This window comes from Nostoc punctiforme PCC 73102 (assembly GCF_000020025.1).
GTDB classification, from domain to species: Bacteria; Cyanobacteriota; Cyanobacteriia; order Cyanobacteriales; family Nostocaceae; genus Nostoc; species Nostoc punctiforme.
Genome location: NC_010631.1, coordinates 259280 through 283718, shown reverse-complemented (window position 1 = coordinate 283718; position 24439 = coordinate 259280). Strand labels below are relative to the sequence as shown.

Sequence of the window (24439 nt, the reverse complement as noted above, 5' to 3'; positions counted from 1 at the left end):
GTGGCATTGCAACCATGCCGCTCACATTGTCATGGAAAAATTTAGGAGGAAATATGACTACAGCGTTAAAAGCAATCAACGGTGGTAGCCAACAACGAAACGAGCGGAAACTTGCTGAAGCAGATAAATCGATTAGACCACATTGCAAGGTATCGATTGAGGATATCAACTGGGTTCGTCAACAGCCTCCATCTGTGCAGCAGCTTTGGTTGGATAGCGTGGCGGCTGAACAATTCGGGGGTTCTGCTCATAAACTCGATACTAACCTCACCTACAAATCTTTGCAAAAAGCAGGGGCGGCGTTAAGCGCTCAAGGATTGTTTCAATTTGAGGAAGTATTTGGTCGCTTACCTTCTGGTAGACCAGGATTGATTAGCTACCGTGTCCGTAACTTGCGCGGTTATTACAATCGTTTTTACTGGGAATCATCCACGTCTGAGGAAACCAATTTTTGTGACGAGAAAGCCGTCCACGCCGGGGAGGAAACAAATGCGCCCGGACGGAATGAAAATTACCCTGGCGTGGAACAAATTCAGTCTGATTTGGAATCATTCCAAAAGAATGGTCAAAAAAGTGAGGATTTGCAAGGGTTCCAAAATCCTAACAACGTTTCTAACTACCCGTTAACTACCTACCAACAACCAACTAAGGTTGTTGGTATGGTAGTTGGTTCTGACGCGCCAACTGAAAATCCGCGTGTTGAAGAAACGGCTCATGCGCCCTTGGGGGGCGCGTCGCCTCAACGTATCGAAAGCGCGTCAGAACTTGAAGAATTGCCTACGGCAATGGATTGTACATCACTGACGCTTGTGGATGCTGTACAGGGTGAATCTGCTTTGTCGATAGGAGAAAGCCAGGATTGTGGTGTTGAAGCGATATCCCCTCATGAAGGTACTTGTTCCGCCGCGCCCGTCGCCCAAAATGAAAAATCTTTAAATTCTGTGATCGCTAATCAAACACAGAGGCAAGCAGAACAAAGTAATTCCGCTCCGTTGTTAGTTGAAAACCAAGATTGTGGTGTTGAGGCGAGGGACTGTCATGAAGGCACTTGTTCCGCCGCGCCGGTGTCATTAACTCAAAGTGAGATATTTGAATGGTTAGATCGAGCAGATGCAGGAGAATGCCCCCCATTGTGGGTAATTCAATATTTGCTAGACAGCAAGTATTACGCCAGTATGAGGGCAACAATCAGCAAGTTTGAGAAACAGTGGAATATATCTGTAGTCAATTATCAGGTGCAAAAATCTAGTGAGGCGTTGTTTAGCTCTGAAGACATCGCCATGAGATCCAAGACTAGACTATTGCGAATGGAGAAACTGAAGATGGCTTCTCTGGTTGGGGAAAATCCGGGCTTTGACTTCCTCCAAAAATGCTGGAATGATGATCCGACCTTACAGATCGTGATCAAAAAACTATTAGCGAAGTTTCCGCAGTGGGGAATTGCTTGTGTTGATGGCATAATCTGCGACTCGCTCCCATCCCCACTTATAAGCAGTGTCATCTCCAATTCGCAATTACCAATTCGTGGCGACTAAAGAATCCTGCCGACAGCGCACACAACACGAAAACCAATAGTGTAGAGAATGATGTCGCGCCCCGCCCAATAGTAGTCACGGGACGCAGACCGGCAGTCATAAGGATAGCCGAGCCAGGAACCGCCCCGCAGCACAGCATTTTCTTTTTTTTGAGAAAAGTTATTATTATCATTAAGCCAAGCACTGCCATCTATAGGCGCACCTTCATAGTTGTCGTGCCAATTGTCGAGACACCATTCCCATACGTTTCCGTGCATATCGTATAATCCAAAGGCGTTAGCTACCCCAAAACTGCCCACAGGCGTAGTCTCTTGTCGATAGATACCTTTTGGCCCTCGTCCATAAGAACCCGACCATTCATATTCTTTGTTATCTGTACCTTGGTAATTAGCTAAATCGGTCGTAATTGTTTCGCCAAAGTGAAATGGGCTAGTAGTTCCAGCACGACAGGCATATTCCCATTCGGCTTCGCTAGGCAGGCGGTATTGTCTTTTAGTATGGGCAGTCAGGCGATCGCAAAATTCAACCGCATCCTCCCAAGAAACTTGCTCAACAGGGCGATCTGCGCCTTTAAAACGCGATGGTTTAGCTTTTAGCTCTTTGTTAACCTGTGGTAGTGCTGCTACTGCTTTCCACTGTGCTTGAGTGAGTGGATACTTGCCTATAAAAAAAGTTGGAACAGTTACTTCGTGCTGAGGACGTTCATCATCACTGCTTCCTTCTTCTGTTTCTGGAGCGCCCATTAGAAAACTACCACGTTGCAGCAGCACCATCTCTAGTTTAATTCCATTGCCCAAGTCTTCGATAAAACATTGCGCTGTTTGTCGTTTAGTGAGTATTTTTACCATTAATTTTTATGTGTATCTTCTTGCTTAACTTTCTCGCTCAATTGGCGTTTATTCTTTTCCTAGCTTGAATTTTGAAAAAAATTTGATAACTCTCCGCTTCGCTAACAAAGGGCAAAAAAAAGAAGAGTAAAGGGCTAAAGGGCTACTGAAGAATTCTCCCAACTCCGCACATAACACGAAAACCAAAATAGTTGAAGTGGTAGTCGCGCGTGCTGCCGCTGTCGCGGGATGCGGAACGGCAGAAATCAGGATTGCCGATCCAGGAACCGCCCCGCAGAACGGCTGCTCCTCGTTTTTGGTAAATATTATCATTATCATCAAACCAAGCACCGCCATCTATCGGCGCACCTTCATAGTTGCTGTGCCAATCATCAAAACACCATTCCAATACGTTTCCGTGCATATCGTATAATCCAAAGGCGTTTGCAACTTTGAAGCTGCCTACAACTGTTGTTTCTTTTCGATAAATTCCTTTCGATCCATCATCAAAGTTGCCTTGCATATCATCAAAAAGTCCTTCACTGCCGTCAAATCTACTCCTAGCATCATAGTTAGCTAAATCTGACGTTATCGTTTCGCCAAAATGGAATGGAGTTGTTGTTCCGGCTCTACACGCATATTCCCATTCTGCTTCACTAGGGAGGGTGTATGGTCTACCTGTATACTGAGATAAGCGATCGCAAAATTCAACCGCATCGTACCAAGAGACATTTTCGACAGGTCGGTTTGCACCTTTAAAATCAGATGGATCTCGATCTAGCTCCCGATTTACCTGGGGTAACTGCGCCACAAATTGCCACTGCGCTTGAGTGACTGGATACTTAGCCAAGAAAAACGGCTGCACAGTGACTCTATACTGGGGATTCTCATCATCATAACGTTCTGGCTCATCTGGTGGCGACCCCATTTCAAAAGTTCCTCCAGGAATAGCTACCATCTCTATCAAGAGTTTTGATGGCTTTCCTGCTGCTTCACCCAAAAACTCAATAAAATAAAATGCTTGCTTTCGTTCTTTGTTAATTACTTTTCCACGAGCATCTACTGTTACGGTGTCAAACTCAAAAGTTTGCAATTCTTCCCCTGGCTCATCGTCTAAGATGATAGTTGTCACGTCAAATTCAAAAGTTTGCAACGAAACTCCCGTTGCTGCGGCAATTTCTTTCTCCTCTTCATCCTGTATGGGTTCGCCATTGAGTGCTTGCTGTGACAATTCCAACAACAATGGCTCAAAACCTTTTTGTGATAATAGGTCAGCATAATTTTCTATTAAAGCTGCCCATCTGATACGCTCTTTAGCATCTGTGGAAGCTGTCAATCTTCGCAACTCCTGCGTTATGGCGTTAATTACCTCTTGCTTATCTGAACTCAAGTATGCTAATGCTGTCCAGTCTGGGCGTTGTCCAAATACCAAAGCACGGTCATTATTCTCAACCTGCAAGCGACAGGTAATATACGCAGACATAAAATTCGCCAGTTCCTTAAGTCGCTGTTCTCCAAAATGCTCACATAAACGACTCAGCAAGCCATCTCTAGTTTCACCTTCCATTTCATAAAGGTCATATCCTACAGGTTGGCATAACCCTGATAACAACACATCAGCGACTGCATACCAAGGGGCATCAAGAACAAAATTCTCACGCAAACAGTAGAGTAAATCTGAAGTGAGGGTAAGGGGAAAAGCAGCATGACAAGCCAATAAGAGCGCATTAGTTCCGTAGCGTCCTTCAAAAAATCGAATGCGGCGAGCTGTTAAATCGTCTCTTTTATTGGGCTGGTTTATAAGTGAGTGTACATTTGCCATGTCTTAATCATATTCTCTTGTGGAATTACCCGTGCTGCTGTTAGTAGACTCGCTCTTTCATAAGTTAACATTTTGCCATTGAGTACTGCGTCAATTGTCCAGGCTGAAGTTTGCTCCCAGCGTTTACGCGGCAAAGGATTAAGTATGCTTTGAATCATAATGTGAGAAAAATTTTGATCCATAAATTAGAAAAAAGTTGTCACTTAAAGGATATTGTGGCCGTTTTTAAACCATAAAGTGGCCGCAGTCATCTGAACTGGTAAGTATAAATATTTATATCAATAAAAGACTGTTTAACTGGCGAAAGCCTAGATTTGTGGTAAGAGCTTGTTGCGGCTTTAAAAGCTTGGGGGCCAATATGTTGAGCGACCAAGAGTTTAATGATTGGTGTCGCGGCGTAAATTTACCACAAGAGGCTAGGCAATTAATTTCCCAAATCCGTGCCTCTGAACCAATTCGGCGAGTCAAAAGCAGTGGTATAAATGTCCGGGGCGACTACGCCAGTCGCAAAATGGGAAAAACTATTCAATTTGAGTCCCATAAAATTGAATTGCCAGGTGTAGAGGAGTACGAAGAAGACGCAGATGTACTCGAATACTACGACCAAGCATATCAAATTACTCTAGAATTCCCCTCAAGCAGTGGGGAAATAATCAAAGCTTCGCATATACCAGACTTTTTCGTAATTCGGAAGCGGAGTGCAGGTTTTGAAGAGTGGAAACCAGAATCAAGATTAGAAAAATTAGCAGCTAAACAATCACAACGTTATATGCGTTCAGAAGATGGGCAGTGGTTAAACCTGCCAGCAGTTGCTTATGCAGAAAAATTAGGACTGTATTACCGAATTCGGTTAGATACAGAAATTGATTGGATTAAATACAGAAATCGACTATTTCTCAAAGCCTATACTACTGAAGATTACCAAATTGACCCAGAAATAGCTGAAAATTTGGTGAAGTTAATTAGCTTAAATCCGGGCATAAGTTATTGGGAAATGATTCATACTCAACAGAGCAATCCTGATGACATAAATGCTTTAATAGCTACAAAAAAAATTTACATTAATTTGAGTGCCGCACCCTTAGCAGAGCCAGAAAAAGTACAGCTTTTCCGTGACCAAGAAATCGCGGTAGCTTATGTACAAATGATAAAATCGCAACCGAATAATGGAACGATTCTGAATATTTTAGATGTTAAACCCAATCAACTGGAACCTAAAACTCATAATCAAGTAAAAATGTCTCCAAAAGCAATGGAGCGTTTTTTGAGAGCTAGTCCTGAAGACTTGGCAGAAGCTAACCGAAGATATGAAGTAATTGAACCTTATCTTAATGACAGTTATAGAGATAAAGAAACTGTTCCACAACGTACTATTCGCAGATGGAAGGCTAAGTTTATAGCAGCACAAAAGGCGTACAAATGTGGTTATATTGGGCTGCTAAATAACTCTAATGCTAGAGGCAATCGCTTACCCAGAATTTCTCAATCGTCTCAAGATTTCATTGACAAAATAATTGAAGAATATTATGAAACTTTTCAACAAAGAAGCAAACTAGCTGTTTATGGAATTCTAGCAAGAGAATGGGAGAAAGCAGGTCTAACAGATAAGCTGCCTAGCTACGCTACATTTTGTTCTAGAATTCAACATCGTTCTGGTTATAGGCAAACAAAAAAACGTAAGGGAAACAGAGCAGCTTATCAACAATCTTTATTGTATTGGGAGTTGAAATTAACCACACCATGTCATGGCGACCGTCCATTTGAGATAGCACACATTGACCATACGCAACTGGATATTGAGTTAGTATGCTCCCGAACAGGTTATCTTCTTGGTAGACCTTGGGCAACTCTGTTAATCGATGCTTACAGCCGACGTATTCTCGCAGTTTACCTAACTTTTGACGAGCCAAGCTACCGTAGTTGCATGATGGTATTAAGAATCTGCGTACAGCGATTTGAGAAATTACCAGAGACAATAGTTGTTGACGGTGGGACAGAATTTAGTAGTACATACTTTGAGACCTTGTTAGCGGCTTTTGAATGTACCAAAAAGCAGCGACCAGCTGCGAAAGCCAGATTTGGTTCAATTATTGAACGTATTTTTGGAACTACAAATACAGAGTTTTTTTATAATCTTAGAGGCAACACTCAAATTACTAAGAATGTCCGCCAAGTCACGAAATCAAATAATCCCAAAAATCAAGCTGTTTGGACACTAGATCAACTCTACGAAAACTTTTGTTCATATTGTTACGAATTCTATGATTGCAGAGAACATCCAACATTAGGACAAAGCCCACGTCAAACTTTTATGTCAGGGCTAAATTCAAGTGGTTATCGCCCTCAGAAACAGATTATTTATGATGATAATTTTAAGATTTTTACCTTACCTTCTACACCTAAAGGAACTGCAAAAGTTCAACCAAGTAGAGGCGTGAAAATTAATTATCTCTACTATTGGTCAATTGATGATTCGTTCATAAGACCAGAAATTGAAGGAACTAATGTACCTATTCGTTACGACCCTTTTGATATGGGGACTGCTTATGCTTACGTTAAGGGACGTTGGATACGCTGTATTTCTGAACATTACAAATCCTTCCAAAATCGTTCCGAAAAAGAAGTGAACATAGCCAGCACACAATTACGTCGAAAAAGGCAGAAACACGCTCAAAGAATTACTCTATCTGCCCAAGAAAAAGCTACATATTTAGAAGGAACTGAAGCCCAAGAAACTTTGTTATTACAACGCTTACATGATTTAGCACAACAAGATATTTGGGTTTTAATTGAAAAAAGCTCAGTTATTGAAAGTAAATTAAGTAAACACAATTATTCAGCTAATGTTCAAGATGTAGATAAAAATATTTTGGCAGGTTCAGAAAGCATTAAAAAGCCAAAATCATCAGCAAAAAAATTAATAGATTTAACCAAAATAGAAGCTTACAATACAGAGGAGCTATGGTAAAAATTCAGTCGCACTCTTTTCCAGAAGAACTTCTCTTACAGCCGAACGAAATTAAAACTGATTATTTCAAAAGTATCACTATTCCACATCAAAGGCTCAAACAAGCCTTAGATACTTTATTAATTAATATTCTGGAGCCAGCTGACACTTTAGTATTTTTAGTTTTTGGTGTGACTGGTGTAGGAAAAACAACCTTACGCTTGCGTCTGGAAAATCTGCTAAATTACGAATTTCTCCCCTCATTACGCCAAAATCCTGGTCAAATTGCTGTTGCTGGTATTGAAGCTATTCCAACAGAACAAGGAAAGTTTAGCTATAAAGATTATTACACTCGCGCCCTAGAATCCCTTCAGGAAGTTTTGATTGAATACAAAATTGATTATGAAATTCCTCACGGTGAGGTAAAGGATTTGGGGTTGCTAAATCGGGCTTACCGCCAAGATTCGCCCGCATTACGCCGAGCAATGGAAAAAGCATTTCGTTATCGTCAGGTAAAAGCTTTTACTGTAGACGAGGCACAGCATTTATTTATGATGGCAGGCGGACACCAGATGTTACAGCAAATGAACTGGATTAAGTCTATTGCTAATCTTACTGGTACAGTACATATTTTATTTGGAACTTATGAACTGCTTAACTGTCCTACCTTGAATGGGCAAATAGGGCGGCGTAGCGAAGATATTCACCTGTTACCTTACCAAGCTGATAACCCAGAAGATATTGCTGAATTTATTAGAGTAATTAGAACTTTTCAACGCCACATTCCGCTTGTACAAGAACCAAAATTAGAACAACACTATGAGTATCTTTTTTCTGGCTCAGTTGGTTGTGTGGGGCTATTGAAGAATTGGTTAACTCGTTCTTTGAGAGTTGCCTATTCTGAAGAAGCTCGGACTCTTAATAGCAAACATCTTAAATTAGGTGCTTTTTCTGCATCTCGTATCAACAAAATTAAGGAAGAAGCACAACAGGGATTTAAACGCTTTCAAGAAGAATCCAGTTTTTTTGAGCGGCAATATTCAACAGAACATGGAATAAAAATGCCAGCCAAAAATTCCCTACTCAAAAAAGGTCGTGTTGGACAAAGAAAACCTAAAAGAGATGATGTAGGGGTAAATTCAGATGATGACTAACATGGCGGTTAACGATGAATTGTGGCTCAAAGACCCAGAATTTACTCCCAGTCCTAGCCGGTTGTTTCATCTGGAACCGATTGGACTTGGTACTTGTTATGTTGAAAGTCTGACTAGCTATGTTGCTCGTCTAGCCGCAGCTCATAGCGTATTGCCTGGAACTTTATTGGCTAGAGAGATAAAACCAATAGTTGGGCATAACCATACTACCAATCCCTTGAATTCTAAAAGTATCGTAAGTTTGTATGGACAAGCTTCTGTAAAAGCTTTAAACGGAACACAAATTGGAGCTAAACAACTGGTTTTTGCTCTAGAAATATTGACAAAACGTACTGACTTACAGTTTTTGACAATGCTACCTTGGGCAAAAGTCTTCCCAGTTTTGGGATTGCTCAAGCATTCTCATGCTTGGTGTCCTTATTGCTATCAAGACTGGTTAAATAATCAACAAGTCATTTATTCACCTCTGCTGTGGGCTTTGAAACCAGCTAACATTTGTCCCATCCATTATCGATTTTTAGAATCAAAATGTCCTCACTGTGACCTTGAATTTTTACACCTGTGGCATAACTCACGACCTGGATTTTGTCTGAAATGTGGTGGTTGGTTGGGGATGAACTATGAAGTATCTTTGCCAGATAAGAGATTGTTCGAGGAGATACCCAATTTACAGCAAGAGATTTGGATAGTTAAGACTTTAGGAGATTTAATTGCTCAAGCTCCTGAATTTCCTTGTCCACCTCCAAGAGAGACTATTAAAACAATCCTAGAAGCTTACGTCTATCAATATACTCAAGGTAATGTTTCCGCTTTTGGTCGTTGGCTTGGGTTATCGAGATATGAAATTCTACATTGGTATTCAGGTGTAGCCATCCCAAATTTAGATAAACTTTTGAAAATCTGCTACGCCTTATCAACTAATCTTGTCGATTTTCTTCAACTTAAAATACTACCTCTTACTCTTAAGCAGCTAGTTTCTCTACCTGCTCCTAAACAGAAAAAATTATCATCACAGTCTGCTTTAGTTACTTCAAATAGTAGTCCTAAGTGCGAACGAGTTATTCAGGCGATGCAACTAGCTCAAGAAGAAGAACCACCTCCTTCTTTAACTCAATTAGCTGTTCGTTTAGGATTCAAAACTCCTAGTAGTTTAACTGCTTGCTCAAAATCTTTATCAGCATCTTTGGCTACTAGATATAGTGAATATCAACAGCAGCTAAGATTTTTACACATCAGAGACATACTTGAATTAGCTTTGTTTAGCGACGAGTATCCACCACCTTCTCTAAGAAAAATAGCTAAGAGAACTGGTATTGGTTTGGCTACTTTCTACCACTATTGCCCTATTGTGTGCCATGCTATTTCTTTACGCTATAAAGATTACCGCAAATTCGTCCATAAACTAGCTATTGAGCAAGGCTGTCGAGAAGTACGCCAACTCGCTTCAGTACTTCATGCACAAGGCATTACCCCTACTGCTAAAAATCTCAGAAAATTTATGCCTCATCCCTCTTTGCTGTGGCAGGCTGAGGTAATTGATGTTTTAAGGCAGATAAGACTGGATCTTTCACAGTAAATCTTATTTATTCGCCTTTCTCTAAGGTTTTACTACTGCGGCCACTTTATGCTTTAAAAACGGCCACAATATCCTTTAAGTGACAAAAGTTAACGAAAATTCAGCCTTTCGCGCTAATCAAAAATTAAAACTTTGAATCAAATTGTGAGTGAGAGTTGAAATTCTGAATCATAACTAGAGAATGAGTTGAAAAAACACAAGTGGACAAAACTTGCACAAAAAATCCCTGACAAAATTGCTCTAACTTAAACTTTCAATTCAGAATATGGTTCAAATACCCATATTATGGTTCAAAACTTTTGTTTTAGTAGATATCTGAGTAAAAATCAAATATTTCATTGTCCAAGCGATCGCTCTGTTGTTAAGCGATCGCCTACTCAAATTGTAGCTGAATAATAATGATAATCAAGCTGAAGAATTGATACAAACGTCGCTCTGAAGAATTGATACAAACGTCGCTTTTTATCTCTTATACGATAATCATTATTAGTAAAAAAACTCGAATATTAAAAGTGAACTATAAACTGGATACTCATTTCTGAAGCATATCATGAGTTAAAATCTCATTTTTTGTTTCAAATCACACTTATCAGAGTATCAAGATGATATTTTGGCAAGTGTGCGTCCGGCTATCTTGTTAAAGCTTGGACAAGCTGAACCAGGACATAAAGGACAAAGCCGTATTGGGGGAGTTCCTGATTTACCCTTGTCCGTTCCTTGGCCTAAAAACAGTCTTTTAGACCGCTACCTTTGCTTTATCTTGCAGATTAACTTTGCTGAATTACCCACTTTTCCAGACAATCCTTTGACAAAGCGGGGAATGCTTTATCTGTTTGCTGATGAAAGTGAAAATAGTGCCGAGCAACTAGTATTTTACGATGGGAGCGAACCTTTAGAGGCGATACATTTAAGCCAAGATACTCGCTTGATTACGGATTGCTACGATAATTTAGTAGCTCACCGTCTAGAGTTTGAGTTGTTTCCCGATATCCCGCGTTGGGCAACAAATGATTTTGAGCGGCTGTGCGCTCGTCTCAACTTGGACGAACTCAAGTTAAATGATTTGGGTAGAACTCTCAGTGAAAACAGTGTCGGTAAGCTGCTCGGTCATGTTTCGGGCATTGGACATGATCCACGGGAGGATGCTTATATAGTTAGGGAGGTTAACCCCGAATGGCTTTACAACTACGAGCAACGGCAGGCCTTAGACATGACTCGCGCCCAGAACTGGCATAACTTGTTGGAAGTCGATTCTAGCAGTGCAGTTGAGGTGATGTTTGGCGATGCTGGCTACCTGCAAGTACTCATTCATAGAGAAGACTTGAAGCGACTGGATTTTTCTACAGTCTACGTGAACCTTGAATCAAGCTGAAGTTTCGGTGCGATGTCTACCAGAATTCAGGAATCAAATGTACAGGAAGCCATGTTTATTGCTGTTTATAGCTACGGGAAGAAACCTGAGACACAACAGGTCAAGTTTACTGCGATCGCTCATACGGAACTGCCATCGTATCTCTACTGAATAAACTGACCATCACTTCTATTGTTGAAACTGCGGCAGCATATTTTTATGCAATTGTTACAGGGGTGATGAAGATAAAAGTCCCGCCGCACCTATCACCAGTGCTGAAAAATGATCGCATAAGGCGATTGTAACGAGGTCAAATATGCGACTGGAACCTATGCAGAAAATCAAAGTTGCGGCGAATTCGGAGCAAAATTCGGGGTTTGAGTTCTTGCTCTGGTGTTGGAATGATGATCCAGCGCTTGTGATAGTGATCAAGAAACTGCTGGTGAAGTTTCCGCAGTGGGGGATTGCTTATGTTGATGGCGTGTTGGTGGATTGGGAGGAGTAGTGAATCTGTACAATCGAGAAGAGTTTGGGCTTGCTGTTTAATACCCAGATACCCTTGTCTAGAGCGTTCCCCTGCAATGTAGCTAACTTGATGACACCTCAATGACATTTTGGGCAAAGCTTTTATAAACATCGCCCATTTGTTTCGCTATCGAGTCAGGAAAGACGTGAAAATCCCCAGCTTTGAGAGCTTTTATTATCCCGTCTGCCACAAGTGCAGGTGGCTGTGCAACCTGGCTCATTCCTGCCGCATCGCCCATATCCGTGGCAATCGGGCCAGGGTGAACACTTAGCACAAGCGTGTCCTGCTCACTCAATAGTTCTCGTAATGCCTGGGTGATTGAATAGGCAGCAGCTTTTGAGGCACAGTAAGTGGCAGAGTCAGGGAAACCCTTGAGCGAAGCAACAGAATTGATTTGGACAAAGACACCACCTCCATTGGCTTTGAGTATCGGGGAAAACGCCTGAGCCATGTAGAGCAATCCATATACATTGATCTTCATCTGAAATTCGAGAGCGGCGATCGCATTCTCAGCTAAGGGAGTTCCAGCTTGAAAGACTCCTGCATTATTGATAACTATTTGCACATCTGGGGCAGTTTGAGCAGCAGCAACAATAGATTGGGGATCGCCTAAATCAACCGGAATTGGTACTACCCGTAAGCCGTATTGCTCAACCAATGAGGAGACACTGTTGAGCTGACGAACAGCCGCATAGACTTTGGTGGCTCCGTGTTCAATAAATGACTCAACTATCGCCTTGCCGATGCCGCGATTTGCGCCCGTAACCAAAATGGTTTTGTCTTTGATGTCGTAGTTCATTTGGATTTCTCTTTATGGTTTTCCATGCTCTGAAAAAGCTTGGACAATCGCTTTAAGTTAGGGCAAAGAAATTTAGCTGCTCCTTTGAAGAAAGACTGCGGCTGACACCGCTCTTTCTAGCATGGTATCATCATCCATTATGCGAATCTCGCAACACCAATTTTTTAGCCGTCTTTAAAGTTTGTGCTTTTGGACACCTCTTTTATATCTCTGCACAACGAGGATTTGGGGGATTGGTCTGAATTGAGTGTGCTGAGTGTTCTGTCTCTTTTACAGCAGGAGTTCTATAGTGCGCGGTTGGTTCAGTCGTTAGCGAATGCAGCGATGTCTAGCGACAAGCCGTTTCACGTCTACGCTAATCAAACTCAGGGGCAGGTAGAACAGTGTAATCCCACTTCGTTGTTAGTTGAAAACTCAGTTTCGGGTGTAGAAGTCAAAGCAGATCATGAAGGTGCTTGTTCCGCCGCACCCGTCGTTGATAAATGGTCGCATGAGGCGATTGTAGCGAGATCAAATATGCGGCCAGGGCGGATGCAGAAACTCAAGGTTGCGGCGAATTCGGGGCAGAATCCGGGGTTTGAGTATTTGCAAGAGTCTTGGGATGATCCGGTGTTGCAGATTGTGATCAAGAAGCTACTGGTGAAGTTCCCGCAGTGGGGGATTGCGATTGTGGATGGGGTGTTGGTTCACTAAAATGAGTAACAAGTGTGATGCGTTAAAAACGAATAATGCAAAGTTTTGTAATAATTTTGACTTATGCAAAAAATTTGAATCTTTGGATGAAAGCTTAGTATACCTGGCCACACCAAACATAAGAGCATGATTATGAATTCAACAAATCCTCCTGAAAACGTGATTAATTGTTTGCAAACTATTTTGGATGCTACGGCTACGGGAAATTACGACCTTTTTCTCACAGTTGGTGATTCCAACTACAGAACAGATATTACCAAAGAAATTTTTGACCAAGTTAGCTCTCCACTAATTCCTCGTATGTCTGAAGGTTATACAACCACTTATTTCGGTGATCTCAAACAAGGAGAAACTCAGACCTATTTGTGGAAGCTGAGTTTTGCTGATGATGGGTATGAATTTATAGTACGTATGGGGATGATAGGGGACAAAGTTAATTTGATATGGATTACCTAATACCAATTTGAAAAAAGAATGCGACAGATGGTAAATGTAAGAAAGGTAGCAATTTAGGGTATGTGATGGCAGGCATAACACATATTGAAATCAAAGAAAATGTGGAGGAACTGGAAGCGTTAGTACGCCAGCAGAAAAATGCTCGACTCAAAGAACGTGTATAAGCACTGTATCTGATTAAAGCCTAACAGTTGAATGTATGTGCGATCGCGAAAACTTTGGGAAGGCATCGGGGCACGGTTCAAAGGTGGTTGGCAGATTATCGAAATAGAGGAATTGAGGCGGTTGTGGAGTTTGGAACAAGTCCAGGTCGAACACGTATAATACCAAATTGGGCAATGTCGAGCCTGAAAAACCAACTCGAACAGCCTGAAGGTGGATTTCAACGTTACACCCAGATTCAACATTGGTTAGATACTGTGTTAGGGGTGCAAGCAGAATACGCAACTGTACATTACTTGACGCGTTACAGGCTCAAAGCCAAGCTCAAAGTTCCGCGTCCGCGTAGCCAAAAGCAGGATTTTGAAAAATTAGAGGCTTTTAAAAAAACCTCAGTGACGACTTGCAATTAATGGGACTTAAACGCAAATTAAGCCCAAATAAAGCCTAAACTGGCTTTATAAGCAGCAAACACGTCACGATTAAGGGTCAACCAATCAAAAAATCGATAAGACATGGCTGTTCTAAAAGCATCTATTGCTTCAGTAAAAGTATTCAAAGGTTTATTTGCCCACCTGCGTCTCAAGCCGCCTGTCATCTGATGCCAAACAATAAAAGTATAGGCACAGAATACCAAGATAAAGTGCCTCAGTAGACTCCTTTTTTCTCTGACTTGGTATTCTTTCAATCCTAACCACCCTTTGGCTTCTCGATAAAAAACTTCCACCCAATTCCGTTGAGAATAAGTATCAACTACCCATTTTGGGGTAACAATTGATGAAGAAACATTGGTGATAAAATAGTCGATATCGGTGGCTTGTGAGAAAGTCGCTGCATTCATGACGATGGCAATATTTCGCTTTCCCTTCAATTGTGATATTTCTACTTCTCTAGTTAATACCCATACTGTTTTGGGCTTATCTAAGTTTAATTGAATTTCTTTAAAAGCCTCTTGGGGTAAACTTTGTGCTAATTCATCTAGCCTAATTGTTTGTTGAATAGTATCTTCATTAGTAATAGTTATTTTTCGATTTCTGGCGACTCCTCCTAAATACTTTAATTCTCGCTTCTCTAACTCTACTAAGAAAGATGTATTGTTGCCATATCCCGCATCTACAATTACTATCCCTGGTTGATATTTCCTCTGGATAGTTCTGTCTATTAACTTGATTGCTAATTCCGGTTTTTTCTCAAACTCTGAGTCTTGTTTACCTTCTTTTAAGGAACTGGCGTGCTGATATAACTCTATATCTAATGGTAAGCTTTTTCTCCCATCGTATAAATGAGTTGTTACCACTACTATTCCATTATCCGTCTTGCCAATTTCTCCAATGTATTGTCTTCCCACTCCATCGGTAAAATTGCCACTTTTCTTATGACCAGAATCATCAATTATTAAACTAAATCCTCTACTAATTCTGGTTTGACTGCACTTGTTCATAATCTCTAAGCGCCGTTCATTGATCTTGGAGTCAGACCAAGGTGCTTCAGTTAAAAAGTGATGTAATTGATAGTAATTCACCCCTATAGCGTTTTCTGCTATCTGAAATAGGTTTTTTCTCTCGCTTTCACCCAATAATCCTCCTAAATAATGCCTGAACTCTCTTTTTTGAGCTTTATGAGTAAACACATCATCAAACCTCTTACACCATTTTTCAAAGCATGGAGGCATGGCGGCGGGAGTTGTCTCTTTCATGGGAGCTTACTTTGACGTGAAAGCTAGGCTGAAAAAGAATTATACCCCTTTTTACCCCTCTATTTTGTCTAAGTCCGAGAATATCCGTTATTTCGTACAAGATGAAAAAAGAGCTACTAAAGAATCCTTTTAATCTCGCAGACAATACGAAAACCAGTAATGTTGCCGTGGTTGCCGCGATCGTTGTTATTGCTACGATACGCGGAACGGCAGAATTTAGGATTGTTGTACCAAGAACCGCCCCGCAGTACAAAATGTGCTTGTTTGTGATAAATATTAAACCAAGCACTTCCATCTATTGGCGCACCTTCATAGTTATCGTGCCAATCGTCGAGACACCATTCCCATACGTTCCCGTGCATATCGTATAGCCCAAAAGCGTTAGCGACTTCAAAATTACCCACAGGTGTAGTTTCTTTTTGATGCCTTCCCTTTACTCCCACACCAGAAACTTCGCTGGTATCATAGTTTGCCAATTCTGATGTGATTGTCTCGCCAAAATGGAATGAAGTGGTAGTTCCAGCACGACAGGCATATTCCCATTCTGCTTCGCTGGGGAGACGGTAAGTTTTTCCTGTATGTTGAGATAGGCGGTCGCAAAACTCAACTGCTTCGTACCAAGACACTTTTTCTATAGGTAGATTTGCACCTTTAAACCTGGAGGGGTCAGGGTCAAGTTCTCGGTTAACTTGAGGCAGAGATGTGACTGCTAGCCACTGTACTTGGGTGACAGGGTACTTGCCTATAAAGAAGGGGAGAACAGTTACTTCGTGCTGAGGGCGTTCTGAATCCATAGAATACTCTTCCGTTTCTGGAGCGCCCATTAAAAATGTACCGCCTTGAATTCGCACCATTTCTAATATGACCTTATCACCAAGATATATCTCCTCTGTGGGTGGATGTTCCGCTAGGCGAATCGACTCTACTCCATTGTCGATTTGTAAAATTATCATTCTATTTTGTTGCCCAAGCTGCTTTAAAGTTTTAGCAACTTCTCTGCGAACTTTTGCTATTTCGCTGTTATTTTCCAAAAGTTTACGTAGACGAGGAATAGCCGGATTAGCATCCTTGCCCATTGTTTGCAAGTCAATTACAGCACGGATGCGAAATTCTACCTCTGGTGTATAAAGCTCATTGATCAATATCTTAATCCGCCGTTTCCGTTGCTCTGCCTCAATTTCTTTTGGATCTAAATTTGCTCTCTTTAGCAATCCCTGAAATACTAAATCTGGAATTTTAAACTCATTTTTCTTAAATTCACAGCAGTCCCACAGTGCTAACAAAAAGCCTTTAATTTTTTCCAGATTTTCTGATTTTTCATCAATATCGTTTAAAAGTTTTTGCCAAGCTTCGGCGTTATCTTTATACTGTTGAACTAGATATAACCCTGCCAAATACTCTGCTAAAGGGTCTAAATTAATCTTTACTTTGTCTGGTTCTATTTTTAGTAATATATTCAAAGTAGTTTGTAAGTAGTCGAGACGGCTATCAATTTCATTTGAACCGGGTCTAACTAGGGCTTCTTCGGCAGTTATCCTAGAAATTGGTGTAGGACTGTAAGTATTTTCTAAACACTTCCAAGCAATGATTTCTAAATCTTGATGAACTGTTAACTGTTGGGCTGAACCAGCTTTAGGGTGAAGCTGATTTAGGTAACTCAGCATTAAGTCTGGGATATTTTCTGGTAGTTCTGTATCTACTGCTTTATATTTAGTAGCAATCATTTGGTCAGCATAGAGCTTTGCTAACATAATTGTAATCTTACGCTGTCCTACCATCCGATTGAGACGAGAGCAAGCGTTATAGAATGCTTCGTCATCAAATTGGTTACGGTAGTTGCATAACTTAAGATATTCACCCAGAAATTCTGATATCCGTTCTCCTTCAACGCGCATTGGTTTGAGAGTGGATCTGGTCAGACCTTTAAGTTCCCCTACTACTCGTGATGTGAAAACTAAGGCATTAATAATAGGATTTTCGGTTATTGCAGCAAGGATTTTATTACGGGTTGACTTTTCCATCTCAGAAAAGTGATCAATAATCACTAAGACACGTCGCTGATACAACAAGTGAATGAGAAATTCTTGAGTAATATCGTCATTTCCTGTATTTGTCAGGTCTTGTAGTTGCTTACGAATCATTTGCAGGAGGTCTTCATTGTCTTGCAAATCGCGATCAATGAGTACAGGTAATATCCGATGATTAGCAAGCTTACCTTCTATTCCCCAATTTGCAATTTGACAGGCCAAGCTGGTTTTACCTGCACCACCTTCTCCTTCAATCAGTACACAAAACTGTTGCTCTCTCTGCATCTCTGCTTTGAGTTCTTTTTGGAGTTCTTTGTGTTCTAGTGCTTCTTCTGTCGAGTTATCGTTGTTCTTAAGTTGAGGATACTTGATTTTGTCTTTGAATTCAACAGGTTGCGGAATATGGCTTCCGCTATCACGCTTGACTATATCTTTCAGCAAAAATTCTGTTTTAACTGGCTCAATATACTTTTCTACCCACGTATCTAATACCCTCGGCTTGTAATTTAAAAATAACAACCACTTTACTGCTATTTCTTGGTTGATTATAGGTATTTTCCATGTCTGGGGCAATACTTTATTTAGACTAAGTAACCACAATGGACGAATACTAAATATACTCAAATAAGCAGCCACTGCCAATAATATAAATATTCCGGGATTTTTAATTACCCACTGAATGAAACGAGAAATTATTCTATCCTGCAATTGATTTAACTTGGTTTGTAGCGCATTCCTAGTTAAGCGGAGTTCTTGCTGTAATAGTTTTTGATTTGCCCATTCTTTTGGTTTTGCATCAAGATGAGCAAGGGCTTTTTCTATTTGTCGTTTAATAAGTTGTAATTTAGTAATTCCTTTTAAATCTAACTCAGAAATTGTATTAGCTTGCTGTTGAGCAGACCTCCCAATAGCAATTAAGGCACGAACTGAACTACTACGAACGTTTTCATCACCATCCCCAAGTGTTTCCACTATATCAGGAACAGCATCTTGTGCTATCCAACCCATTTTACCTAAAGCAGATGCAGCATTAGTACGGGTGGCTGCATCACTATTACTTAGGGCTTCTGCTAAAGATGAAATAGCGTCTTCACCACATTTCACTACAGTATCATTAGCAGCTTTGAAAGTTTTAGCATCTTTAAATTTTTCAATCTGTGCTTTGATATCTGCTGGAGTACACTCTTCTGCTCGAATACTACTGCTAAGTAACAATGGTAGGGAGAGACCGAGAAGTGAAACTTTGAGCCATAAGGTAAATTTCTGTGAGATGTCCTGAACCATATAATCTCTAAACTTATAAGTTAACTATATCAATACCTTTACCAATTTATAAAGTTGCGATCGCTAGCTGTCGAACCACCCAAAGAAAATGCTCAGGAATATCTGCGGCTCATGTGCATGGCGCTGAAAAACCTAAGCGTTGCCATGAACAACACCCAAGCCTTGGAAACTGCGACGATAATTTTGGGCAGTAGTCCAACTTCTGCCAACTTCTGAAGCGATCGCAGATCAGAAAATAGAACCGAGTCGCCCCTCTGCTGAGTTGATGACTGAAAATTCAGTTTCGGGTGTAGAAATGAAAGCGGATCATGAGGGTGAAAGTTCCGCCGCGTCTGTCCCCAGTGCTGAAAAATGGTCGCATGAGGCGATTGCTGCACGGTCAAATGTGCGACTGGAGCGTGTGCAGAAACTCTTGCGTCGCGGCGAATTCGGGGTAGAATCCGGGTTCTGACTTTTTGCAGGAGTGTTGGAATGACGATCAGGCTTTGCAAATTGCGATCAAGAAGTTGCTGGTTAAGTTTTCGCAATGGGGAATTGCTTGTATGGATGGGGTGCTGGTGAAGTGAGATGCTAAAGTAAAATGATGCTAGAAGACCTAAAAAAAGCCAAGGAAGTCTGTATTGACTCTGACCAACTCTCAGTCACACCCAACAAAAACTTATGACTAGAGCGATAAATCGACAGTTTCTATTAGCTGCTCGTCCCGTTGGTGACATTAAAGAAAGCGATTTTGAGTACCGAGAAGAGCCAATCCCCAGCCCAAAAGATGATGAGGTGCTGGTACGTACTATATATCTGTCACTAGATCCTACCAATCGGATCTGGATGAGCGATATGGAGCAATATATGCCTCCTGTTGAAATTGGGGAAGTTATGCGTGGCGGTATTATAGGTGTGGTTGAAGAGTCCAAAAATCCCAATTTTAAAAAGGGAGATTTGGTTTCTGGGTTGCTAGGGTGGCAAGATTACGCGATCGCCCTTGGAAGCAGCGGCTTTTCGCTGACGCGATTACCTAATCCTCTGCCTTGTCCACTCAACGCATTTACCGGGCCACTGGGAGCTACTGGTTTTACAGCTTATTTTGGGTTATTAGATATAGGACAGCCAAAAGTTGGAGAAACTGTGGTCGTTTCAGCAGCAGGTGGGGCAGTTGGTTCCATTGTTGGACAAATTGCCAAGATTAAGGGTTGTCGGGTAGTTGGTATAACTGGCAGTGATGAAAAGTGCCGTTGGCTTACAGAAGAACTTGGCTTTGATGCAGCAATTAACTATAAAACTGGAGATTTAGAAAAAGCATTAGCTCAAGCTTGTCCCAATGGAATCGATGTGTATTTTGACAATGTTGGCGGAATAATCCTTGATGCCGTCCTAACCAAAATTAATCTGCGCGCCCGCCTGCCTTTATGCGGTTTAATCTCAACTTATAATGCTTCAAAGCCTGTTCCTGGTCCATATAATTACAGCCAAATTCTCATGAAACGCGCTCTCGTCCAGGGATTTATTATCTTGGATTATATTCCCCGATTTCATGAAGCGATAGCAGAGATTGGAAAGTGGCTAAACCAGGGGCAAATTAAATATGCTCTTGAGATTGTCGAAGGCTTGGAAAATGCACCCAAGGCGATCCTAAAACTTTTCGACGGTAACAAAAAGGGGAAACTGGTTATTAAAGTCTCAAATGAGCCTACCTGAAAAATTTATAAACATCCTCTAAAAGAGTTTAGAAGTGGTTTGAAAAGTGTTTTACTATGACTTTGTAGCAAGGTCAAGTCTGCGACCGGAACGTATGCAAAAACTCACGCTTTGCGGCGAATTCAGCGCATAATCCGGGGTTTGATTTCTTGCAGGAGTGTTGGAATGATGACCCTGCTTTGCAGATTGCGATCGAAAAATTATTGGCGAAGTTTCCGCAGTGGGGGATTGCGATCGTGGATGGGGTGTTAGTCAATTGGGAAGGATAACATCTCAGTTCATTTGGAATAAAACTCAACGATCTGCTTGAGTCGGCTTTTGTTGTTCTTGTGCGCTCGCCTCCGGCGGGCGCTAGTGCCATCGCAGTTTTGGCTAAATGCAGAGATTGGGCGTACAGTCGGGCGGTTCTGGGACAAAGTTGGCAAAAACAATGAGTCCTTAAAATTCTTTTAAGGTTTCCTGTGAGGTTTTTTAACCTATTGTCAGTAGTGTAAGAGTTATAGTATTCCAAGTTACCTTATCAACTCCGAGCTTGTGTATAGGTAATTTTGGCAGTTTTTACGATAAATCTTGTCAACTCTGCTCTTAACAAAGGTATTGAACCCTCAAATAAAATCTCTTGTTACCATGAACAAACAATCGTTTAACTACAAATACCCAATTATTCCTCTATTAGGTGCAATAATAGTCACCAACGGATTTCTATCCAAAGTATCGGCGCAAAATATTTCTGCTCCAGAGACTACTGATTCTGTTGCAGTCAGTGTCAAAAACCAAGAGTTTCCTCAATGGGGATATTACATGGTGCGAAGAGATTTTCGCAAGTGTGCTTCTCCAGTATGCGGTGGGTATTTTATAAAACAAGTCAACTTGAAAGCTACTCCTTGCTTAGATGGTGTTTTTCGCTCCGAATGCTATGTGTCTGCAATTGATTGGAGTTCCCTGAAAGTCTCGCTTGACGAACTAATAAAAATTCAAAATGATGATGGTAGCCGTGTAATTCTCAGAGGTAACATTGTTCCAGTAACATTTCCTGGATTCGGCGAGTTTGGGAATTTGAGAGTAAAAGAAGCCTTCTATGCTACGACAAATACACCAGCAAAAGGTACTTTTGTGGCACTAAAAGACAATGGCATTCGTTGCATCACAACTCCTTGCTTTTCCACAGATAATCTGGTTCTAAATAAACCTAAAACTACTCAAGTTTCATCAATTGATTTGAGTCAAATCGGTGCAACACAAAAACAACTTGACGCAGCAACAAGCGAAATTTTTGGTCAAGGTTTGATTGCTGTAGGTAAAACTGAGGTAGTAGAAAACGTAGATCCAACCAAGAGAGATACTAAGTTTGTGGCTACACAATTTTATCTGAGAGTGGAACCGAACTAAAGAAATGATGAGGAGGATGATTATTCCTCTGCCCCTACAGTAGAAAAATCAATACAGCCAACTCATCACGAAGTTCAAGAGGTGTTGCAGCAGTTGAAAGATTTCTTGTATCCCACAGTTTCGACTCAATGCAGAGATTCAACGTACAGTTAGGCAATGCTGGGAAAATGTGCTGGGTACATAGACACTTTTAGCGGTTTGTCGTAGACATCGCTTACTTGAAGGAAGCACTGCGGACTTGGAAAAGCGTTAAGTCACCGGAAGCTGTGGAAAGTTGCTGCTTGCCTTAAAGGGAGGAAGCCGGAATCCTTTTTCACCCAGACGCAGATATTGGCTACTATGGGGTTGGCTGCTAACAATAGAATTTTCTGATGTTAGGAAATTAAACTAGAGAGTAACCTTTATCTTTTAACCAGTTCCAAAACTTAGTACCATCTAAAACCGATATTTCTTTAACGTATAAAAGTAGGGAGAAAGCTGCAACCAATGGCTTTGCTTTCTCCTTTGCAATCATAATTATTATTTATTACAGGATGTTTTCTTTTTTGGGAATCTTTTGTAGAAGTTCCACATTTGTATTTTCCCAAGGTGTTTTAAAAGAGCTAATCTGCTTTCAAGGCTTTTAGTTTACGCTTCATTAACCATCCAAACCCTAATGCTATTGGACCGCCATAAATATCTGTTGGTTCTGGAACAGTTTCGGCTCGAATTGTGTAAACTCCTTCACCACTTGTACCTAAACCACTGTATCCAATAATTCCTGGCCCACCAAATCCAAATGCAATATTGAAAGGTGAAAAGAAAGCAGCAGTAAAATCCTCTACATTTCCATTATTAATTATCACTTGTCCACCTTGACTTAAATCTGCTTTAGTAAAAGTAGTCCCTAAAAGACTAAAATCTAAAGTTTTTAAAGAGATAAATTCCTGTCCTATCCCTGTTTGCTCTGAATTATCATAGCTGAACGTGCCAGGGAATTTAGTACCTTGCAACGCTCCTGTATTTAATGATGCATCAAAATCATAAGTCACTATAGCTGCTTGAGTAGGTCTGACTCCGGTAACAACATAGCTCAAAGTAATGCTAGCTGTTATAGCTAAGATTTTTTTAATAATGCCCATACAATTGTACCAGATTCCAAGAGTATAAGTTTTTACTTTTATGATTTAAAATTAATTTACCATTGCCTTAAAAGCTAATAGTAAAAGAAAGTTGGAGGCGGGTATATGGAAACCCCCATAATAAATCTAGTATTTCTTCTTATATTCCCATACCTGAAGCAAAATAGCTAAAAGTTTGAGCAAAAAGGTTTTAATCGTTTCAGGTCCTTCGTTCAGTAACCGTTTAGAAAGTGCTAATGCTTGCAAGCAAAACACTTTACATGAGGCAGGGAGAAGACGATGCGGCGATATCTGATACAGGAATGAGTAGCGGGGAGATTGGCAACTATTTGACTTAACATTATCTCAATTACGAGTATATTGCAGTACTCGTCCCCACTGCCAACGCCACGCCGTCTCTACTGCATCAGTTTGAAAAATCAGAATACAAAGTTTTGTAATAATTTTGACTTGTTGCAAAAAATTTGAGTTTTGAGGTGAAAGTATAGTAGGCTGATTGCTAAATTAAAGATAGCTAGTAACTTGATTAAAGGATGTCTTTGTTTACTACATAATCAATCGCACCACTATGAAAACCAATATCTCTCAACTCGTTGCAATTAATGTATCAACTCTATTTGTTGTCATGTTAGGAGTAGGCATCTGTGCGCCTGTTGGAGCAGTTGATTTCAAACCTGCCCAAAAACTAGCAGATGTAACTCGATTTAATCAAGCAAATCAATATACTTTTACTGATCCAATCAGAACTACACAAATTGTTTTCTTTCCTCAAGCGCCAGGCCCGGTGCGAGTAGACGACCCACCAGGAGCTTCACAACTGACTTATCAAGGTCCAGAAGGTGAATTTACTTTTCGAGGCAAGGCAATCAGGAAACAAAATAGCCCTCTAGGTTTACTGATTACTGTCACCTTAAAACCAAATGCAGATCAGGGTGAGTTGCAGTTAACTTTGGTGCTACCAACTGTAAATCTCCAAAATGGTCAAAAACAAGAGTTTGATACCGTGGCGATTAAGACCAGAGGCTTAGGCTTTGTAGTAAACCGAGCGGGAGCAGAACTAACTTATTTGACCCTACCATTTAAGGGAGCCGCAGAAAGCGTTATTCTTCCTCTTTAAATTAAATATTAGAGCAAGTTACTGTTTGACTTGCTCATAATAAATGGTTTCAGCAACTTTAACAAAATTAGCTCTTCTGAGGGCATCTTCTAGCCCATAGATGCACCGCCTTCAAGAGCCTTTTTAACTCCATCTATAAGAAAATTGGCCCTATTGGGGAAAGGGTAAGAGGTAAAGGTAAAGGATGTATTTAAAACTTTAAAAAATATACTGGGAGCGCACTTTTAATTCTATACCACAATTTGGATTACAAAGAGCAAAGTTGTAA

Annotated in this window: 22 protein-coding genes and 1 pseudogene; 15 read left to right on the top strand and 8 right to left on the bottom strand. The window is 40.8% G+C overall.

Annotated elements, in window-relative coordinates:
• Window positions 1-53 precede the first annotated feature (53 nt).
• The gene (locus tag NPUN_RS42600; RefSeq protein WP_012413085.1) at window positions 54-1535 is read left to right on the top strand and encodes a hypothetical protein; all 1482 of its coding nucleotides are present in this window, start codon (window positions 54-56) and stop codon (window positions 1533-1535) included.
• On the opposite strand, the gene NPUN_RS34785 is transcribed toward NPUN_RS42600, so the two are convergent.
• The 3 genes from NPUN_RS34785 to NPUN_RS34775 all read right to left on the bottom strand — a co-directional run bounded on the left by NPUN_RS34785 (window position 1532) and on the right by NPUN_RS34775 (window position 4366).
• Window positions 1532-2383 (bottom strand): formylglycine-generating enzyme family protein, encoded by an 852-nt coding sequence (locus NPUN_RS34785; protein ID WP_012413084.1) that lies wholly within the window; start codon window positions 2381-2383, stop codon window positions 1532-1534. The two genes, NPUN_RS42600 and NPUN_RS34785, sit on opposite strands and share 4 nt — an antisense overlap.
• Before the next feature lie 142 nt (window positions 2384-2525).
• Complete coding sequence (locus NPUN_RS34780) at window positions 2526-4184, bottom strand: formylglycine-generating enzyme family protein (protein WP_012413083.1); 1659 nt, start codon at window positions 4182-4184, stop codon at window positions 2526-2528.
• Window positions 4160-4366 carry a hypothetical protein gene (locus tag NPUN_RS34775; RefSeq protein WP_041566586.1) on the bottom strand — a complete coding sequence of 69 codons (207 nt, stop codon included), beginning with the start codon at window positions 4364-4366 and terminating at the stop codon, window positions 4160-4162. The genes NPUN_RS34780 and NPUN_RS34775 overlap by 25 nt, the downstream gene beginning before the upstream one ends.
• Window positions 4367-4542: 176 nt before the next feature.
• Here NPUN_RS34775 and NPUN_RS34770 point away from each other — a divergent pair, with 176 nt between their 5' ends.
• The 6 genes from NPUN_RS34770 to NPUN_RS34750 all read left to right on the top strand — a co-directional run bounded on the left by NPUN_RS34770 (window position 4543) and on the right by NPUN_RS34750 (window position 11717).
• Window positions 4543-7152 (top strand): Mu transposase C-terminal domain-containing protein, encoded by a 2610-nt coding sequence (locus NPUN_RS34770; RefSeq protein WP_012412793.1) that lies wholly within the window; start codon window positions 4543-4545, stop codon window positions 7150-7152.
• A complete protein-coding gene (locus NPUN_RS34765; protein ID WP_012412792.1) occupies window positions 7146-8285 on the top strand; it encodes an ATP-binding protein in 1140 nt (379 codons plus the stop codon). The genes NPUN_RS34770 and NPUN_RS34765 overlap by 7 nt, the downstream gene beginning before the upstream one ends.
• Window positions 8275-9861, top strand: a complete 1587-nt coding sequence (locus NPUN_RS34760; RefSeq protein WP_012412791.1) for a TniQ family protein — start codon at window positions 8275-8277, stop codon at window positions 9859-9861. The genes NPUN_RS34765 and NPUN_RS34760 overlap by 11 nt, the downstream gene beginning before the upstream one ends.
• Window positions 9862-10480: 619 nt before the next feature.
• Window positions 10481-11233, top strand: coding sequence for a YwqG family protein (locus NPUN_RS34755; RefSeq protein ID WP_012413082.1), 753 nt, complete (start codon window positions 10481-10483; stop codon window positions 11231-11233).
• A 12-nt stretch (window positions 11234-11245) separates the two neighbouring features.
• Entirely contained in the window at window positions 11246-11383 is a 138-nt protein-coding gene (locus NPUN_RS42355) for a hypothetical protein (protein ID WP_167315715.1), read from the top strand.
• A gap of 145 nt (window positions 11384-11528) precedes the next feature.
• Window positions 11529-11717 (top strand): hypothetical protein, encoded by a 189-nt coding sequence (locus tag NPUN_RS34750; RefSeq protein ID WP_012413081.1) that lies wholly within the window; start codon window positions 11529-11531, stop codon window positions 11715-11717.
• 82 nt (window positions 11718-11799) lie between these two features.
• Here NPUN_RS34750 and NPUN_RS34745 read toward each other — a convergent pair whose 3' ends face one another.
• The gene (locus tag NPUN_RS34745; RefSeq protein WP_012413080.1) at window positions 11800-12537 is read right to left on the bottom strand and encodes an SDR family oxidoreductase; all 738 of its coding nucleotides are present in this window, start codon (window positions 12535-12537) and stop codon (window positions 11800-11802) included.
• Between the two features lie 183 nt (window positions 12538-12720).
• Here NPUN_RS34745 and NPUN_RS38080 point away from each other — a divergent pair, with 183 nt between their 5' ends.
• The 4 genes and pseudogenes from NPUN_RS38080 to NPUN_RS38425 all read left to right on the top strand — a co-directional run bounded on the left by NPUN_RS38080 (window position 12721) and on the right by NPUN_RS38425 (window position 14258).
• Window positions 12721-13230 carry a hypothetical protein gene (locus tag NPUN_RS38080; RefSeq protein WP_012413079.1) on the top strand — a complete coding sequence of 170 codons (510 nt, stop codon included), beginning with the start codon at window positions 12721-12723 and terminating at the stop codon, window positions 13228-13230.
• 132 nt (window positions 13231-13362) lie between these two features.
• Complete coding sequence (locus NPUN_RS34735; protein WP_041566585.1) at window positions 13363-13686, top strand: hypothetical protein; 324 nt, start codon at window positions 13363-13365, stop codon at window positions 13684-13686.
• Window positions 13687-13877: 191 nt separating this feature from the next.
• Window positions 13878-13946, top strand: a pseudogene (locus tag NPUN_RS44955) (helix-turn-helix domain-containing protein); the annotation flags it as partial.
• A gap of 78 nt (window positions 13947-14024) precedes the next feature.
• On the top strand, window positions 14025-14258 hold the full coding sequence (locus NPUN_RS38425) for a winged helix-turn-helix domain-containing protein (protein WP_234711179.1): 234 nt from the start codon (window positions 14025-14027) through the stop codon (window positions 14256-14258).
• Window positions 14259-14275: 17 nt separating this feature from the next.
• Here the strand turns inward: NPUN_RS38425 and NPUN_RS34725 are convergent, their stop codons facing one another.
• A complete protein-coding gene (locus tag NPUN_RS34725; RefSeq protein WP_012413077.1) occupies window positions 14276-15541 on the bottom strand; it encodes an IS701-like element ISNpu7 family transposase in 1266 nt (421 codons plus the stop codon).
• Between the two features lie 116 nt (window positions 15542-15657).
• Complete coding sequence (locus NPUN_RS34720; RefSeq protein ID WP_012413076.1) at window positions 15658-18852, bottom strand: SUMF1/EgtB/PvdO family nonheme iron enzyme; 3195 nt, start codon at window positions 18850-18852, stop codon at window positions 15658-15660.
• 54 nt (window positions 18853-18906) lie between these two features.
• On the opposite strand from NPUN_RS34720, the gene NPUN_RS42350 reads away from it, so the two are divergent.
• The 3 genes from NPUN_RS42350 (at window position 18907) to NPUN_RS34705 (ending at window position 21933) form a co-directional block, all read left to right on the top strand.
• Window positions 18907-19068 (top strand): hypothetical protein, encoded by a 162-nt coding sequence (locus tag NPUN_RS42350; RefSeq protein ID WP_167315713.1) that lies wholly within the window; start codon window positions 18907-18909, stop codon window positions 19066-19068.
• Window positions 19069-19512: 444 nt separating this feature from the next.
• On the top strand, window positions 19513-20544 hold the full coding sequence (locus NPUN_RS34710) for an NADP-dependent oxidoreductase (protein WP_012413075.1): 1032 nt from the start codon (window positions 19513-19515) through the stop codon (window positions 20542-20544).
• A gap of 627 nt (window positions 20545-21171) precedes the next feature.
• A complete protein-coding gene (locus tag NPUN_RS34705; RefSeq protein WP_012413074.1) occupies window positions 21172-21933 on the top strand; it encodes a DUF6748 domain-containing protein in 762 nt (253 codons plus the stop codon).
• Window positions 21934-22315: 382 nt separating this feature from the next.
• Here the strand turns inward: NPUN_RS34705 and NPUN_RS44360 are convergent, their stop codons facing one another.
• Together NPUN_RS44360 and NPUN_RS34700 are read right to left on the bottom strand one after the other, a co-directional pair.
• On the bottom strand, window positions 22316-22447 hold the full coding sequence (locus NPUN_RS44360) for a hypothetical protein (RefSeq protein WP_272913982.1): 132 nt from the start codon (window positions 22445-22447) through the stop codon (window positions 22316-22318).
• An 88-nt stretch (window positions 22448-22535) separates the two neighbouring features.
• Complete coding sequence (locus tag NPUN_RS34700) at window positions 22536-23054, bottom strand: PEP-CTERM sorting domain-containing protein (protein WP_012413073.1); 519 nt, start codon at window positions 23052-23054, stop codon at window positions 22536-22538.
• A gap of 568 nt (window positions 23055-23622) precedes the next feature.
• Between NPUN_RS34700 and NPUN_RS34695 the strand changes: the two genes are divergently transcribed.
• Entirely contained in the window at window positions 23623-24171 is a 549-nt protein-coding gene (locus tag NPUN_RS34695) for a hypothetical protein (RefSeq protein ID WP_012413072.1), read from the top strand.
• Window positions 24172-24439: the final 268 nt, after the last annotated feature.

Coding starts and splice junctions, on each gene's coding strand:
- NPUN_RS42600 (WP_012413085.1), top strand. CDS start 54: ATGACTACAGCGTTAAAAGCAATCAACGGTGGTAGCCAACAACGAAAC.
- NPUN_RS34785 (WP_012413084.1), bottom strand. CDS start 2,383: ATGGTAAAAATACTCACTAAACGACAAACAGCGCAATGTTTTATCGAA.
- NPUN_RS34780 (WP_012413083.1), bottom strand. CDS start 4,184: ATGGCAAATGTACACTCACTTATAAACCAGCCCAATAAAAGAGACGAT.
- NPUN_RS34775 (WP_041566586.1), bottom strand. CDS start 4,366: ATGGATCAAAATTTTTCTCACATTATGATTCAAAGCATACTTAATCCT.
- NPUN_RS34770 (WP_012412793.1), top strand. CDS start 4,543: ATGTTGAGCGACCAAGAGTTTAATGATTGGTGTCGCGGCGTAAATTTA.
- NPUN_RS34765 (WP_012412792.1), top strand. CDS start 7,146: ATGGTAAAAATTCAGTCGCACTCTTTTCCAGAAGAACTTCTCTTACAG.
- NPUN_RS34760 (WP_012412791.1), top strand. CDS start 8,275: ATGATGACTAACATGGCGGTTAACGATGAATTGTGGCTCAAAGACCCA.
- NPUN_RS42355 (WP_167315715.1), top strand. CDS start 11,246: ATGTCTACCAGAATTCAGGAATCAAATGTACAGGAAGCCATGTTTATT.
- NPUN_RS34750 (WP_012413081.1), top strand. CDS start 11,529: ATGCGACTGGAACCTATGCAGAAAATCAAAGTTGCGGCGAATTCGGAG.
- NPUN_RS34745 (WP_012413080.1), bottom strand. CDS start 12,537: ATGAACTACGACATCAAAGACAAAACCATTTTGGTTACGGGCGCAAAT.
- NPUN_RS34735 (WP_041566585.1), top strand. CDS start 13,363: ATGAATTCAACAAATCCTCCTGAAAACGTGATTAATTGTTTGCAAACT.
- NPUN_RS38425 (WP_234711179.1), top strand. CDS start 14,025: ATGTCGAGCCTGAAAAACCAACTCGAACAGCCTGAAGGTGGATTTCAA.
- NPUN_RS34725 (WP_012413077.1), bottom strand. CDS start 15,541: ATGAAAGAGACAACTCCCGCCGCCATGCCTCCATGCTTTGAAAAATGG.
- NPUN_RS34720 (WP_012413076.1), bottom strand. CDS start 18,852: ATGGTTCAGGACATCTCACAGAAATTTACCTTATGGCTCAAAGTTTCA.
- NPUN_RS34710 (WP_012413075.1), top strand. CDS start 19,513: ATGACTAGAGCGATAAATCGACAGTTTCTATTAGCTGCTCGTCCCGTT.
- NPUN_RS34705 (WP_012413074.1), top strand. CDS start 21,172: ATGAACAAACAATCGTTTAACTACAAATACCCAATTATTCCTCTATTA.
- NPUN_RS44360 (WP_272913982.1), bottom strand. CDS start 22,447: ATGATTGCAAAGGAGAAAGCAAAGCCATTGGTTGCAGCTTTCTCCCTA.
- NPUN_RS34700 (WP_012413073.1), bottom strand. CDS start 23,054: ATGGGCATTATTAAAAAAATCTTAGCTATAACAGCTAGCATTACTTTG.
- NPUN_RS34695 (WP_012413072.1), top strand. CDS start 23,623: ATGAAAACCAATATCTCTCAACTCGTTGCAATTAATGTATCAACTCTA.